Genomic DNA, 13,504 nt, shown 5'->3' with positions numbered 1-13,504 from the left:
GTAAGTAATTGTGACAGCACTATTATATATTCCTGCCTCATTTTTGTATAGCCATTCATAAATATTCATTCTAAAAAGGTATTAAAAAAGGACACACATGGTGTATCCTTTATAGCTGTTGATGGGCTTGCTCTACTATTTCTTCTGCTAAAGGTACGTTCATAGAGGTGCGATTTTGCTTCCATCCAAGATAAAGCAAAAATTCAATGTTTCCTTCTCCGCCTGTAATAGGTGAGAAAGATATACCATTGACCTGGTACCCTTCCCGTGTAGCAAAGTCCATCATTTCCGTTAGGACGCGAAGATGAATTTTCTTATCGCGAACAATGCCTTTCTTTCCTACTTCACCTCGCCCCGCCTCAAACTGGGGTTTAACGAGCGCCACAACCTCACCATTTTCTTTTAATATTTCTTTAAGAACTGGTAAAATCAGTTTCAATGATATAAATGAGACGTCGATTGTTGCTAAATCAGGTAAGCCGCTTGTAAAGTCTTCCTTTACTGAATAGCGGAAGTTCGTTCTTTCCTTAACGATCACTCGATCGTCAACACGTAGCTTCCAGGCAAGTTGGTTATATCCAACATCTAACGCATAGACGAGAGATGCTCCGTTTTGAAGCGCGCAATCTGTAAAGCCACCAGTGGATGATCCAATGTCGAGAACAATTTTACCTTCCGGCTGAAGCGAGAAGACCTCAATCGCCTTTTCAAGCTTTAATCCGCCCCGTCCAACGTATCTAAGTGTATCGCCTTTTATTTGCAAACTGATATCCTCATTTACTTTCACGCCAGGTTTGTCCATTCTTTCCGTTTCAGAATATACAAGGCCAGCCATGATTGCCCTTTTTGCTTTTTCTCTTGTATCGATAAGTCCTCGATTAACAAGAATTACATCAAGTCTTTCTTTTTTTGCCATGCCTTTTTATGCCCTCTTTTGTTTTGCTGGAATCGTTTTTTTTGCTTTCGTAGCAATATCTTCAGGTGTTAATCCAATTTCTTCAAGCAACTCACTAACGCTACCGTGCTCAATATAAGCATCAGGAATCCCCATTCTTTGAATGGTTCCGTGCTGATAACCACTATCGTTCACATATTCGAGAACCGCACTGCCAAAACCACCTTGTAGAATTGCTTCCTCAACGGTTAGCATTGGAATACCCTCTTGCATTAGTTCAGCCATCATTTTCTCGTCTAAAGGTTTAATGAAGCGTGCATTCACTACACGCGCTGAAATTCCTTCTTTTTCAAGTATATCAGCTGCTTTTAGTAGATCCTGTAGAGTTGGACCAAATGACAATAGTGCGACATCAGAACCGTCCCGAATAACTTCCCAGGAACCAATTGAAATTTCCTTCAGCTCTTCATCCATTTTAGTACCGATCCCATTTCCTCTCGGATAGCGAACCGCAATAGGTCCTTGATTGTACTTAAGTCCGGTATAAACCATGTGCTGAAGCTCATTTTCGTCTTTTGCCATCATTAATACCATGTTAGGCAAATGGCGTAGGAATGATACATCAAAAACACCCTGGTGCGTTTCACCATCAGCACCAACAAGTCCTGAACGATCTACTGCTAGAAATACGTTTAGGTTTTGTCTGCATACATCATGAACTAATTGGTCATAAGCGCGCTGCAGAAAGGTTGAATAAATCGATAATACCGGCTTAAGGTCTTGTGTAGCAAGTCCAGCAGCCATTGTTGTCGCATGTTGTTCTGCAATCCCAACATCAAAAAGCCTCTCAGGAAACTGCTTCTCAAAAGCTTCCCACTTCGAGCCAACTGTCATCGCAGGAGTAATCACTGAAATACGATCATCCTTTTCTGCAAGCTTACGCACAGTTTCACTTACAACCTTGCTATATCCTGGAGCTGCGACTTTTGGTTTAATTTGCTCGCCGGCTTCAATTTTATAAGGGCTAACTCCATGCCATACACCAATCTCATCGCTTTCTGCCGGGTGATAGCCTTTTCCTTTTTTCGTTAGAACGTGAATGAGCACTGGCCCTTTTGTTTTCTTAGCATATTTAATGTTTTCCATTAAAGCTTCAACATCATGGCCATCGACTGGGCCAAGATATGTGAAGCCGAGCTCTTCAAAGAATATTCCCGATACAAGAAGATATTTAAGTGCATCTTTAACCCGTTCAGCTGTTGAGGCTAATGCGCCACCAAAAGCAGGAATTTTCTTAAGCAGATACTCAAGTTCATCCTTCGCTTTGTGATATTTACCAGCCGTGCGAAGTTTTCCAAGCACATTATGAAGCGCACCGACGTTTGGAGCAATTGACATTTCATTGTCATTTAAAATAACGAGAAGATCTTTTTGTTCATGGCCAATATGGTTAAGCGCTTCTAACGCCATACCACCAGTCAGGGCTCCATCCCCAATAATCGCCACAACGTTCTCGTCGGTTCCTTTCATATCTCGAGCAGTAGCCATGCCCATTGCTGCTGAAAGGGATGTTGAACTATGTCCGGTCTCCCAGACATCGTGCTCACTTTCATTTCGCTTCGGAAAGCCACATAACCCCTTATACTTACGCAATGTATCAAATTTTGAAGCTCGGCCAGTCAAAATTTTATGGACGTACGCCTGGTGGCCAACATCCCATATAAATTTATCCTTCGGGCTATCAAAAATTTTATGCAGTACAATGGTAAGCTCAACCACACCTAAATTGGGACCCAGGTGTCCTCCTGTTTCAGATAATTTATTAATTAAAAAAGATCTTACTTCTTCTGCAAGCTCGGTCATTTTACTGGTATCATAATTTTCGAGAAATTTAGGATTCTCAATCTTTTCTAAATCCATGGGAATGTCCTCCCCTTCTTTATTTCGATTTACGGTTATCTTTTTTCTTTTTTGTCTGATTACCAACCATCTTAATTTTAAATGTGTTTTCTACAAAATATAGGAACCGTCCAACTTGAAAGATGATCCCTGTTGAAAAGTATATGGCAAATGTTTTACCGAGCGCTTTTCCGCCAACCGTTAACGCTGCAATGATACTTGTAAATACTACTGATATTATATATTGAAACAAAGATCCTTCACCATGTCCAAGTTGAAGTGTCAATTGAACGACTACGGTGGCAGAAGCTGTACCACTTATAATACCCGAAATATCGCCAATGACATCATTACAAAAGCTTGCTACACGATCTGCATTTCGAGTAACAAAAATAGCATGCTTGGCACCAGTAAGTCGCTCTGCAGCCATCGCATGAAATGGAACTTCATTTGCTGCTGTTGAGGCTACACCTATTGTATCAAAGAAAATGCCTATCAGAACGATTAATAGAACAACGAGCATACCAATTGCCCACGATACACCACTTAAAACAGCAGTTGATATAATTGAAAAAATAGCCGCTAACACAAGTGTGATAACGGCAATAGCTAAACTCCAGTTTATGGATTTTGATACGGATGCTTTCATATCTACTCCTTGTCCATTATATAATCACATAAAAATAGGTGTTCAAAACTAACAGGGAGCCCAAGGGGTCAGATAAATGCCCCCTGTTCCCTGTCAGCTGAACACCCCTGTTGTCGTATGTATCGCAGAGTGGTCACTTAAAGAGTAAAGACTGCGGCTTAGGTCCAGTAGGTTTTCCCAAACGGATACCCGAACGTCGCCATTCAGGCGGTTTCCCTTTACATCCGTCTTAGCGTGTCACCATGCGCTAGACTGGATTACCACTTAGTCCGCACTATAATCCCCTTTAAGTGTCACTCGGAACAGTCTAGGAGTTTTCCTCAACAGTCCTGATCATTTCCTAGCCTCTTTTGCAGAGCAGATTTCATATGGGTGGTAGGAAAAAAGCTGCCGGCCGAGCTGCAAATTTCCAATAATCCATAATCCCCTCTAGCTCCACTCAAGGCAGGCTACGCTGTTCAACCGCGTTCCCATGCGGCTGAAACAGGTTCATACCCCAATTCATAGCAGGCAGCGTTAACCGCACTGCTACAAGAATGGGCCTCCGCGGAAGCAGGGTCAACGCCCACATGCCTTTGTGGATCGCCCTGCAACCTTAACTCCCAGCATCGACCCAAATCTGGGCGACTCAAGCCAACACCAGGAACTTCATCGATGTGCCCTATGGCGGATTTTTAGGCCCGCCTTCAGAAATGCCGGACTGACTAGAATACTGCACCACTCAGTCTTATTTTATTATACCATAGGATATGGTAATACTCAATTATATGTGTTAATGGTCACGATCTACAATAAACTTTGCAATCGATTCTAATCTTTTATCATCTATACCTGTGGCAGTTAAATGCTTCAATGCTTCTTCAAAATGAAAGGTCAATTTTTCTTTGGCGCCGGTTAATGTGAGAAGTTTAGGATAGGTGCTTTTCTCCTTATTTTCATCGCTCCCGGGAAGCTTTCCAATTTTATCCTGATCGCCTTCAACATCAAGAATATCGTCGCTGATTTGAAAGGAAAGGCCCATATGTTCCCCAAATTCTTTCAAATGCTCCATCTGCTCTTCATTTGCGTTCGCAATAATCGCTCCAGCTAAAACTGAATAGACAAGAAGCTTTCCAGTTTTATGATGATGAATGTACTCGAGCTGTTCAAGTGTTAATTCCTGCTTCTCTCCGTTAAGATCAGCCATTTGACCACCGACCATACCTGCCGGTCCCGCAGAATAAGAAAGCAGCTTAATGAGCTTCACTTTTTGTTCATTTTTCAAAGTTGAATCTGCAATAACTTCGAAACTCTGGGTGAGGAGAGCATCACCAGAAAGAATAGCAGCCGCTTCTCCAAACACTTTATGATTTGTCGGCTTACCTCTTCTTAAGTCATCATCATCCATTGCGGGCAGATCATCATGAATAAGAGAATAAGTATGAATCATTTCTACTGCACATGCAACAGGAATGGCCTCTTCAATCGATTCACCAAATGCTTCTACAGTAGCAAGCATTAGAATCGGTCTAATTCGCTTTCCCCCGGCATTTATGGAATAAATCATAGCGTCTTTTAACGACTCAGGCATCTCAACACTTTCAATAAAGGCTGGAAGCTTATGATCCAGAAGCTCTTTTTTTTTATTCATATAAGCCATTAAATCAGAGGTCACGCTTCATCCTCCTGTACTGAGAAACGTTTAATTTCACCGTTCTCTTCTACGATCTGATCCATCTTCCCTTCAATTGATTGAAGTTTCTCATGGCATAAGTTTGATAAGTTCATGCCTTCCTGAAACAGAGAGATTGCTTTTTCAAGTGGAACATTACCTTCTTCAAGCGCACCTACAATTTGTTCTAGTTTCTGCATTGCTTCTTCAAACGTTACGTTCTCATTTGTCTCCATTTGATTCACTCTCCTCTATTCCCCATACGTGGCAATCAATTTTCCCATCAGTCATGTCTATTTTAAGTACGTCACCTGGTTGTACCTGTTTAACTGATTTAATGAGTTCCTCTTCTTTATAAGCAAGACTGTAGCCTCGCTCCATTACTTTCAGTGGGCTCATTGCATTCAACTTGCCCGCAGCTAGTGAAAAATCTCGTTGCTTACCCTTAAGAACTCTTTGCATCTCCTTATGTAAGGAGCTTTTTAATTCACTCAATTCTAGAGAAGCTTCTTTTAGAAGTCGGTCAGGATGCTGCTTAATTAGCTGTTTGTGATTTCGTTCGACGCGCTCATTCGTATGGATGAGCAGTCGCTTCATTGTTTTTTGAAGGCGATCTACTTGCAAATCTAATTCTTGCTCTTTTTGCCTTAACAGCTGATCAGGATACCGAAAAGCATAGGATTTCTGCAGATTTGTTAACCTTTCTCGCTCTGATAGCAGTTTTTCTTTCATTGCTCTTGTTGACCTATGTACTCTTTGCTCTAGTCGATCTTTCAGCTCGATAACGCTTGGGACTGCTAGTTCTGCAGCACCGGTAGGAGTAGGTGCTCTTAAATCCGCTACAAAATCAGCAATTGTAAAGTCCGTTTCATGACCAACAGCTGAAATTACAGGAATAGTTGAATTTGCTATACTCCTTGCTACTAATTCTTCATTAAAAGCCCATAGTTCTTCAATTGATCCACCACCGCGTCCAACAATTAGGACATCAAGCATATTCATTGCATTAGCCATTTGAATGGCTTGTACAATTGATCCTTTCGCACTATTACCCTGAACAAGCACGGGAAACACAGTGATTCTCGCAGCAGGATAGCGCCTCTTAATTGTCGTGAAGATGTCGCGAATAGCGGCACCTGTAGGAGATGTAATGACACCGATCTCTGTTGGGTAACGAGGAATCGGTTGCTTGCGATTCTCAGAAAAAAGCCCTTCTAATTCGAGCTTACGCTTTAATTCTTCGTAGGCGAGATACAGATTCCCTATTCCGTCCGGCTGCATTTCTTTGGCGTATAACTGATATTGTCCGTAGGGCTCAAATACAGAAATTTCACCTCGTATCAGAACCTTCATACCACTTTCTGGTTTGAACTTCATATGGCGATTGTTTCCTGCAAACATAACCGCCTGCACACGTGACTTATCATCTTTCACTGTAAAGTATAAATGCCCTCTATTATGAAGCTTAACGTTCGATAATTCACCTCGAAGCCAGACATCCTGAAGCGCAGGTTCATTATCAATCATCCGCTTCACATGCCTTGTGAGGGCAGTTACTGTGATATAGCGATCAGCTTTCATACATTCCCCTCCTCTTGCCCTAATCTTTTTGAATAATTTTGGAGAGGACACCATTAACAAACCGTCCTGATTCTTCTCCTCCGAACAGTTTTGCTAATTCTACCGCTTCATTTAAACTAACATTAACTGGGATGTCATCCCTTATAACCATTTCATATGAAGCCATACGAAGTACCGAACGGTCGACGTTTCCAATTCTGCTAAAGCTCCAATTCACAAGATTCTCTTTAATTACTTCATCTATCTTTTCGAGGTTATCAAGCGTTCCGAAGACAAGCTCAGATAGAAATTCATCACCTTCTCCTTCATTCAATACATGTTCTAATGCCTCGCGTGGATCGGTGTCTGTTACATCTATTTGAAACAATACCTGGATGGCTTTTTCTCTTGCATGTCTTCTTTTCATTGCTATACTCCCTTTACGCTTATATTGCTATACCAATAGATAATAGCATATTGTAGAGGACAAATACAGGTTTTCCATTGAAGCATCCGTTTACTCCAAACAAAAAAGCAGGGGGAAGGTCCCCGCTGCTTATTCTTCGTTTTCCTGCTCTTTTTTATCAAAAGTAATGCCTACAACACTGATGTTAACTGCACTAATTTCAAGAGCAGTCATTGTAAGAAGAGCCTGTCGAATATTTTCTTGAACTTTCTCACATACTTCCGGGATGGAAAGCCCGTAGCTTACGACAACGTAAGCATCAAGAATAATGCCGCCTTCGTCAAGTTCAACTTTCACACCTTTTCGGTGATCTTTGCGCCCGAAGCGCTCAACAACGCCAGAAGCAAAATTGCCTCTCATTTCAGCTACTCCATCTACTTCAGATGCAGCAATGCTTCCAATGACCTCGATAACCTCTGGTGATATTTCGACTTTTCCAAGTCCAGTATCGTGCTCTTCCATTTCAAATGATTGAAGTTCATTCATTTTGAACACCTCACTTAGAATTCGTTGTTTGTTCTGTCAGATCGTATTTTTCTAGAAATTTCGTGTTAAATTCTCCACTCACAAACTTTTCGTGATTCATTAAACGCATGTGAAACGGAATCGTTGTTTTCACACCTTCAACGACAAATTCTCCTAGTGCACGCTTCATTCGTGCGATTGCTTCTTCTCGCGTATCTGCATAAGTAATCAATTTCGCTACCATTGAATCATAAAATGGCAAAATGTCGTAACCAGGATATACAGCAGAGTCAACACGAACACCAAACCCACCTGGTGGAAGGTACATGTCTACTTTACCAGGTGATGGCATAAATTTCTTGTCAGGATCTTCTGCATTGATGCGACACTCGATCGCCCACCCTTTAAAGGTTACATCTTCTTGAGTATACCGAAGTGTTTCATCAGAAGCTGCCCTGATTTGTTCTTTGATTAAGTCAATCCCAGTTACCATTTCAGTTACCGGATGCTCAACTTGAATCCTTGTATTCATTTCCATAAAGTAAAAATTCCCTGTTGGTTCAAAAATAAACTCAACTGTACCCGCACCGGAGTAATCAACCGCTTTAGCAGCACGAACTGCTGCGTCTCCCATTTTTTGTCTGATCGATGCATCAAGAGCAGGAGATGGGGTTTCTTCAACAAGCTTTTGTAAACGCCTTTGAATTGAGCAATCACGCTCACCAAGATGGATTGCATTTCCGTGGTTATCAGCGAGCACCTGAATTTCCACATGGCGGAAATCCTCAATAAATTTCTCAATATAAACACCTGGATTACCAAATGCAGTCGATGCTTCCTGTTGGGTGATATTAATCCCTTTAACAAGTTCATTCTCATCTTTTGCAATACGGATCCCTTTACCGCCACCACCAGCTGTTGCTTTAATGATGACCGGGTAGCCCATTTCATTTGCAAGTGACACTGCTTCGTCCGCGTCTTTAATGATGCCTTGTGAACCAGGAACGATTGGAACTCCCGCTTCTTTCATGGTCGTTCTGGCCACATCTTTCGTACCCATTCGATTAATGGCTTCAGGGCTCGGGCCTACAAACGTAATATTGCACTCTCTACAAAGCTCTGCAAAATCGGCATTCTCAGCTAAGAAACCGTATCCTGGATGAATCGCATCCACCCCGGTGACCGTTGCGATACTCATAATGTTTGTGAAATTCAAATAACTGTCTTTTGCCGCTGTAGGTCCAATACAATATGCTTCATCCGCAAGTCTGACGTGCAACGCTTCCTTATCAGCCTGAGAGTAAACCGCTACGGTTTCAATGCCCATTTCTTCACAGGCGCGAATAATACGTACAGCGATTTCCCCTCGATTTGCTACGAGTAATTTTTTAATTTCCATATTCGCATCACCTATGCTTTCACTAGGAACAGAGGCTGCCCGTATTCAACTAGTTGGCCATCCTCTACTAACATTTCTACAATTTCTCCATTTACTTCAGCTTCAATCTCATTGAAAAGCTTCATTGCTTCAATAATACACACCACGCTGTCTTCTGAAACCTTTTCACCAGTTTTTACGTAGGCATCAGTTTCAGGATTAGGTCGAGCGTAGAACGTCCCCACCATTGGTGATTCAATTTTATGTAATGATTCATCCTGCTTCTTCTCTGTTGAATCTTCAGCAGAGGCTTCTTTAGCAGTTGCTGTTACAGATTGTTTTACAGGCGCTGCTACTTCTTGAGGAGCTGGCTGCTCAACAGGCGCCTGAGCCGGCGTTTCAGCATATTTTACTTCGTTTTTCTTTAAAACAATTTTTGATCCGTCACTTTCATATTCAAATTCATCAATGTTTGATTGATCAATTAGTTTGATCAATTCCCGAATTTCTTGAACTTTTAACAAGATGTCCACTCCTTGTCCTATTTTTTGCGCTTACATAATTAGGAGGGTTATTCTATGCAGAAGACACTCTCCAACTAATAACGATTATAGCATAATTCAATCGTACAATAGTATGTCCGTCAAAAGGCATGTAGAATCAAAACCCTTGATTGTGACCATTCTATACGAGCTGGTCCTAAGCCTATTCATCATATCATATCTTCAGTTCTGTTGGTAGAAACACAGTAAACCTGAATTCCCTCCTTTAGATTAACAAACAAAGAAAGCGTTTTCATTAAAACCACAGAAAACTTTTAAGACCTGCTCAAAATGGATGGTCTCAACAATAGTTAAGCCAAATAAAAAAGATGGAGAGATCTCCATCTTTACTTAGTTACTGGCTGAAATTCAACCGCAATTCGATGCCCTTCACCTAGTTGTTCTTCTGCCAGTACCATAATATTATTCGCTTCTTCGTTTGATAGCTGATCTGCTTTTACGATAACTCTTACTTTTTCATCATCAAGTGTGTAAACGACTGCATCGTTGTAACCCTCAGATTTAATTACATTTTCTAAAACCGCTTCTTTCTGCGACAGGGCCATTAACTCCTGACGCTGTTCATGCGCTTCGTTTCTAAGATCTGCAGAAGCTTCACTTGCGATAACTGCTGTATAATCCTCAATTGCAGCATCTCTTTGCTCCTGGATTTCAAGTCGTAATGCGGCAAAAGCTTCGTCACTCGAGATACTGGATGTAATGACATCATCCTCACTAGCATTCGTTTCCTTAGCGTCTTCTTTTGTACCTTCTTCACTCTGTTCCTGATCGCCTACAAACGCAACATCATCAGTTCCAGGTGTCATAATGTAGTAAGCCGAGAGCACAATGATTAAACTAAGCATCGTTAACAACCAAACCGTTTGCTTTTTTAAGACCATGTTATGATTCCCCCTTTAATTTCTTCGGCAGTACCATGACGCGGTGACTTTTCACATCTAATAGCCTTGTAACGGCATCTACAATCATTTTTTTTACTTCCATATTCTCAGCCCCGATTGCCACTACGACAACCCCTCTCACGACAGGTTTCTTTATGCTAATGACAATTGGTTCCTGTCCGTTATCATTCTGTACAGTGACTACCTGATCTTCGCTCGATTGTTCTTCTATCTTTCTTGATCCACCTTCATTGGGTGTTTCATACGTATATTTATCTGTAGAAGTCCTGTTTTTCTCTATAACCTTTTCTTCAGTTGAATCTAAATTCACTATAACCGTAGCATCGGACACACCCGCTACTTCATCCAGTGCTTCTTTCAATTGTGTTTCATATACATTTTCATATTCTGCCATTGTTGAGGGATTAGACTTGCTGTGATTGAATGCAGGATCGCTATCGGGTGAATTAGTCTGTTCAGAAAAGACTTCCTGGTCAGGATCAGAGGTTGAGAAGAAGTTTCCGGCAAACATGAATACAATACCAATCGATGCTGCGATAATTAAGTAAAGAAGTGGTATACCTTTCTTCTTCTTTGGTTTTTTTAATTGATCAAGCCAGCTCTTTGATTGTTTGTCCATGAACCCTACTCCCCTCCCTTCATCTGAACCACGACCTGTTTAGGGTATAATTCCCATTCGTCAGCAAGAAAATAGGCTACTTTCCTTACTTCACTATCTGTTGAACTGACTTCCTCTACAGCTAACGACACAGACACTGCCTCGATCTCGCTTACAGACCCATCATCCGCAGATTCCTTTACTGTAACTGCAATTTGATCGATCTGCTTCTCACCCTCAATTTCTGTCACGTTTAAAGCTACATCGCTTATTTCAAGATCAAATCGTTCTCTCAACTCCTTTTCAACCTGACTTTGCAATTGGACAGCCATTTGTTCTTCAATATATGCAACGTTTGATGCTTGTATTTCACTTTTCTTTGTTTCAATGGTATTTTCTATTTCTGCACTGCCTGCCGCATCCTCAATTGTCACTGACCTTAGCAGCCTATCAAAGTCTTCTGTAAAAATGGAAAGGATAGGAGAAAGAATTACCGCCATTAACATTAATCCGATGACCATTTTCACATAACGCTGCATACTGGAGTTCGGAAGTAATAGTTCAAGAACTGTCGCAAGCAGGATGAGCACAATGATATTTGTTACCCAACCTGTAATAATCCCCATCAAATCCCTCCATTAGCGCACCATTAGCGTGATATTTCCGGAAGCTATGATAATCGTAACTGCCAGGAAGAACATAAGAGATACAATCGCTAATGCCGCAAAAATAAATAGAATACTTTTTGAAATAACGTTTAATGATTGTATGATCGGTCCCCCGCCTAATGGCTGTATGACTGCTGCTGCGATGTTATAAATGAGCACAAGTGCTAGCACCTTTAGCGCGGGAAAAGCGCAGATCATCAATAGAATGACAACACCAGCTAGTCCCACTGTGTTTTTCAGGAGAACAGAAGCGCTTAGTACCGTATCCGTTGCATCTGTGAACATCCTCCCAACAACTGGGATGAAATTCCCAGTTACAAACTTCGCTGTTCGGATTGTGATTCCATCAGCTACTGCAGTTGTAGCCCCCTGAACTGATATCACACCAAGAAATATGGCAAAGAATACACCCAGGGTCCCAATAGCAATGTTACGGATAAGGTTGGACAGCTGCGATACTTTATAATGCTCACTAATGGTGCTGACAATCGCTAGAACCGCAGAAAGAAATAGCATTGGTAGTACAAATTTTTGAATGAGCAGCCCCCCTGTGTTCACTAGAAACAATACGATAGGATGAAAGAAAGCAACTGATGCTACCCCGCCAACGGATGCCATTAAAGCCAGTAATAAAGGAATTAACGCTAAAAGAAACCCCATCATATTTGCGATTGCGTTCTCTGTATATTGGATAGCCACATGGAAACTGTTCAACGCCAGAATAATCAATACCATGTAGGTAATCGCATAAGCAACTGTACTAACAGCTTTATGCTCGAACGCATTTTGCATGTTCTGCAGAAGGATACTAAAAATTGTTAATAAAATCAGACTTCCTAGAAGCTTCCCGTGAACAAGTAATTCATGAAAAAGGAATTTTAAAAACCCGATAAAATAAGCCTTTAATGAGAACTGTTTCTCTCCTTTTACAAATTCAAGAAAGGATCCTTTCTGACTCTCCGGTAAGAAACCACCATACTCTTCGATTACTTCGTTCCAGTAAGCCTGGATCTCCTGTAATCCTAGGGAGTTTAACTGCTTGTCTACTAATTGACCAGAAACCGGCTCTTCTTCCTCACCATCTTGCGCAAACACAAGTGAAGTGGAGCCAAACAAAGGAAAAAAGAGGAATAGAAGCACCAGCAAAATCCTCGCAATATAAGGCATGTCCTTCTTCCTCCCCTCCTAGGACGGCAGCAGCTTTAGGACCGTCTCAATAATCAATGTTAAAATCGGAATCGCCATCGTTAGGATAAGTAGCTTCCCTGCCAATTCTATTTTTGAAGCGATTGCCCCCTGGCCTGCATCTCGAACAATTTGTGCGCCAAACTCCGCAATATAAGCAATACCAATGATTTTGAGTACTGTTTCTACATATACAAGCTCAACATTGGCCCTTGCCGCCAGACTTTCTAGCATTTGAATAATATGTTGTATTTCTCCAATTAAATATAGGAAGATTAAAGTGCCTGTGAACACTGTGATGGTAAACGCAAATACAGGTTTTTGTTCTTTCACTACAATGACTAGGAAGGTTGCGATCAAACCCAGACCAACTATTTGAATAATATCAATCGCAAACACCCCCTAGCCCTGGAAAAGAAAGACTCCCCGTATTTTCTGAAAAAGGTCATCAATGATTGTGATTACCATGTACAACACAACAATAAATCCAATAAGTGTTACCCACTGTGCATACTCCTCTTTCCCCATTTGTTTAAGAATCGTATGAAGCATAGCAACAATAATACCGATGCCAGCAATTTGAAATATCGTATTCACATCATGATTCATCCACATTTCCTCCCAG

The 13,504-nt window shown here is 41.3% G+C and carries 16 protein-coding genes; all 16 read right to left on the bottom strand.

Annotated elements, in window-relative coordinates:
• Positions 1–109 precede the first annotated feature (109 nt).
• The 16 genes from ABFG93_RS19535 to spoIIIAC all read right to left on the bottom strand — a co-directional run bounded on the left by ABFG93_RS19535 (position 110) and on the right by spoIIIAC (position 13,488).
• Positions 110–916, bottom strand: coding sequence for a TlyA family RNA methyltransferase (locus ABFG93_RS19535; protein ID WP_347549676.1), 807 nt, complete (start codon positions 914–916; stop codon positions 110–112).
• A 6-nt stretch (positions 917–922) separates the two neighbouring features.
• Positions 923–2,815 (bottom strand): 1-deoxy-D-xylulose-5-phosphate synthase, encoded by a 1,893-nt coding sequence (dxs, locus tag ABFG93_RS19530; RefSeq protein ID WP_347549675.1) that lies wholly within the window; start codon positions 2,813–2,815, stop codon positions 923–925.
• A gap of 19 nt (positions 2,816–2,834) precedes the next feature.
• Entirely contained in the window at positions 2,835–3,443 is a 609-nt protein-coding gene (locus ABFG93_RS19525; RefSeq protein ID WP_347549674.1) for a hypothetical protein, read from the bottom strand.
• A gap of 772 nt (positions 3,444–4,215) precedes the next feature.
• Positions 4,216–5,082 carry a polyprenyl synthetase family protein gene (locus ABFG93_RS19520; protein ID WP_347552901.1) on the bottom strand — a complete coding sequence of 289 codons (867 nt, stop codon included), beginning with the start codon at positions 5,080–5,082 and terminating at the stop codon, positions 4,216–4,218.
• An 11-nt stretch (positions 5,083–5,093) separates the two neighbouring features.
• Positions 5,094–5,330 carry an exodeoxyribonuclease VII small subunit gene (locus tag ABFG93_RS19515; protein WP_347549673.1) on the bottom strand — a complete coding sequence of 79 codons (237 nt, stop codon included), beginning with the start codon at positions 5,328–5,330 and terminating at the stop codon, positions 5,094–5,096.
• Positions 5,317–6,675 (bottom strand): exodeoxyribonuclease VII large subunit, encoded by a 1,359-nt coding sequence (gene xseA / locus ABFG93_RS19510; protein WP_347549672.1) that lies wholly within the window; start codon positions 6,673–6,675, stop codon positions 5,317–5,319. Before xseA ends, ABFG93_RS19515 begins: the two co-directional genes overlap by 14 nt.
• Before the next feature lie 19 nt (positions 6,676–6,694).
• Positions 6,695–7,081, bottom strand: a complete 387-nt coding sequence (gene nusB, locus ABFG93_RS19505) for a transcription antitermination factor NusB (RefSeq protein ID WP_347549671.1) — start codon at positions 7,079–7,081, stop codon at positions 6,695–6,697.
• A gap of 129 nt (positions 7,082–7,210) precedes the next feature.
• Positions 7,211–7,606, bottom strand: coding sequence for an Asp23/Gls24 family envelope stress response protein (locus ABFG93_RS19500; RefSeq protein WP_347549670.1), 396 nt, complete (start codon positions 7,604–7,606; stop codon positions 7,211–7,213).
• A 10-nt stretch (positions 7,607–7,616) separates the two neighbouring features.
• Positions 7,617–8,984, bottom strand: coding sequence for an acetyl-CoA carboxylase biotin carboxylase subunit (accC, locus tag ABFG93_RS19495; protein ID WP_347549669.1), 1,368 nt, complete (start codon positions 8,982–8,984; stop codon positions 7,617–7,619).
• Positions 8,985–8,995: 11 nt separating this feature from the next.
• Positions 8,996–9,487 (bottom strand): acetyl-CoA carboxylase biotin carboxyl carrier protein, encoded by a 492-nt coding sequence (gene accB, locus ABFG93_RS19490; RefSeq protein ID WP_347549668.1) that lies wholly within the window; start codon positions 9,485–9,487, stop codon positions 8,996–8,998.
• A 365-nt stretch (positions 9,488–9,852) separates the two neighbouring features.
• Positions 9,853–10,407 (bottom strand): SpoIIIAH-like family protein, encoded by a 555-nt coding sequence (locus ABFG93_RS19485; protein WP_347549667.1) that lies wholly within the window; start codon positions 10,405–10,407, stop codon positions 9,853–9,855.
• A 1-nt stretch (position 10,408) separates the two neighbouring features.
• The gene (gene spoIIIAG, locus ABFG93_RS19480; protein ID WP_347549666.1) at positions 10,409–11,047 is read right to left on the bottom strand and encodes a stage III sporulation protein AG; all 639 of its coding nucleotides are present in this window, start codon (positions 11,045–11,047) and stop codon (positions 10,409–10,411) included.
• Positions 11,048–11,052: 5 nt separating this feature from the next.
• Entirely contained in the window at positions 11,053–11,652 is a 600-nt protein-coding gene (gene spoIIIAF, locus ABFG93_RS19475) for a stage III sporulation protein AF (RefSeq protein ID WP_347549665.1), read from the bottom strand.
• A 12-nt stretch (positions 11,653–11,664) separates the two neighbouring features.
• Positions 11,665–12,861: a stage III sporulation protein AE gene (gene spoIIIAE, locus ABFG93_RS19470; protein WP_347549664.1), complete on the bottom strand. Its 1,197-nt coding sequence runs from the start codon at positions 12,859–12,861 to the stop codon at positions 11,665–11,667.
• Positions 12,862–12,879: 18 nt separating this feature from the next.
• On the bottom strand, positions 12,880–13,269 hold the full coding sequence (gene spoIIIAD / locus ABFG93_RS19465) for a stage III sporulation protein AD (protein WP_347552900.1): 390 nt from the start codon (positions 13,267–13,269) through the stop codon (positions 12,880–12,882).
• A gap of 12 nt (positions 13,270–13,281) precedes the next feature.
• Positions 13,282–13,488, bottom strand: coding sequence for a stage III sporulation protein AC (spoIIIAC, locus tag ABFG93_RS19460; RefSeq protein WP_347549663.1), 207 nt, complete (start codon positions 13,486–13,488; stop codon positions 13,282–13,284).
• Positions 13,489–13,504: the final 16 nt, after the last annotated feature.

It is taken from the genome of Pseudalkalibacillus hwajinpoensis (assembly GCF_039851965.1).
Lineage (GTDB): Bacteria > Bacillota > Bacilli > Bacillales > Guptibacillaceae > Guptibacillus > Guptibacillus hwajinpoensis_E.
Note: the sequence above shows the minus strand (reverse complement) of the source record. Positions and strands in the feature narration are given on the sequence as shown.

Coding starts and splice junctions, on each gene's coding strand:
- ABFG93_RS19535 (WP_347549676.1), bottom strand. CDS start 916: ATGGCAAAAAAAGAAAGACTTGATGTAATTCTTGTTAATCGAGGACTT.
- dxs (WP_347549675.1), bottom strand. CDS start 2,815: ATGGATTTAGAAAAGATTGAGAATCCTAAATTTCTCGAAAATTATGAT.
- ABFG93_RS19525 (WP_347549674.1), bottom strand. CDS start 3,443: ATGAAAGCATCCGTATCAAAATCCATAAACTGGAGTTTAGCTATTGCC.
- ABFG93_RS19520 (WP_347552901.1), bottom strand. CDS start 5,082: ATGGCTTATATGAATAAAAAAAAAGAGCTTCTGGATCATAAGCTTCCA.
- ABFG93_RS19515 (WP_347549673.1), bottom strand. CDS start 5,330: ATGGAGACAAATGAGAACGTAACGTTTGAAGAAGCAATGCAGAAACTA.
- xseA (WP_347549672.1), bottom strand. CDS start 6,675: ATGAAAGCTGATCGCTATATCACAGTAACTGCCCTCACAAGGCATGTG.
- nusB (WP_347549671.1), bottom strand. CDS start 7,081: ATGAAAAGAAGACATGCAAGAGAAAAAGCCATCCAGGTATTGTTTCAA.
- ABFG93_RS19500 (WP_347549670.1), bottom strand. CDS start 7,606: ATGAATGAACTTCAATCATTTGAAATGGAAGAGCACGATACTGGACTT.
- accC (WP_347549669.1), bottom strand. CDS start 8,984: ATGGAAATTAAAAAATTACTCGTAGCAAATCGAGGGGAAATCGCTGTA.
- ABFG93_RS19485 (WP_347549667.1), bottom strand. CDS start 10,407: ATGGTCTTAAAAAAGCAAACGGTTTGGTTGTTAACGATGCTTAGTTTA.
- spoIIIAG (WP_347549666.1), bottom strand. CDS start 11,047: ATGGACAAACAATCAAAGAGCTGGCTTGATCAATTAAAAAAACCAAAG.
- spoIIIAF (WP_347549665.1), bottom strand. CDS start 11,652: ATGGGGATTATTACAGGTTGGGTAACAAATATCATTGTGCTCATCCTG.
- spoIIIAE (WP_347549664.1), bottom strand. CDS start 12,861: ATGCCTTATATTGCGAGGATTTTGCTGGTGCTTCTATTCCTCTTTTTT.
- spoIIIAC (WP_347549663.1), bottom strand. CDS start 13,488: ATGAATCATGATGTGAATACGATATTTCAAATTGCTGGCATCGGTATT.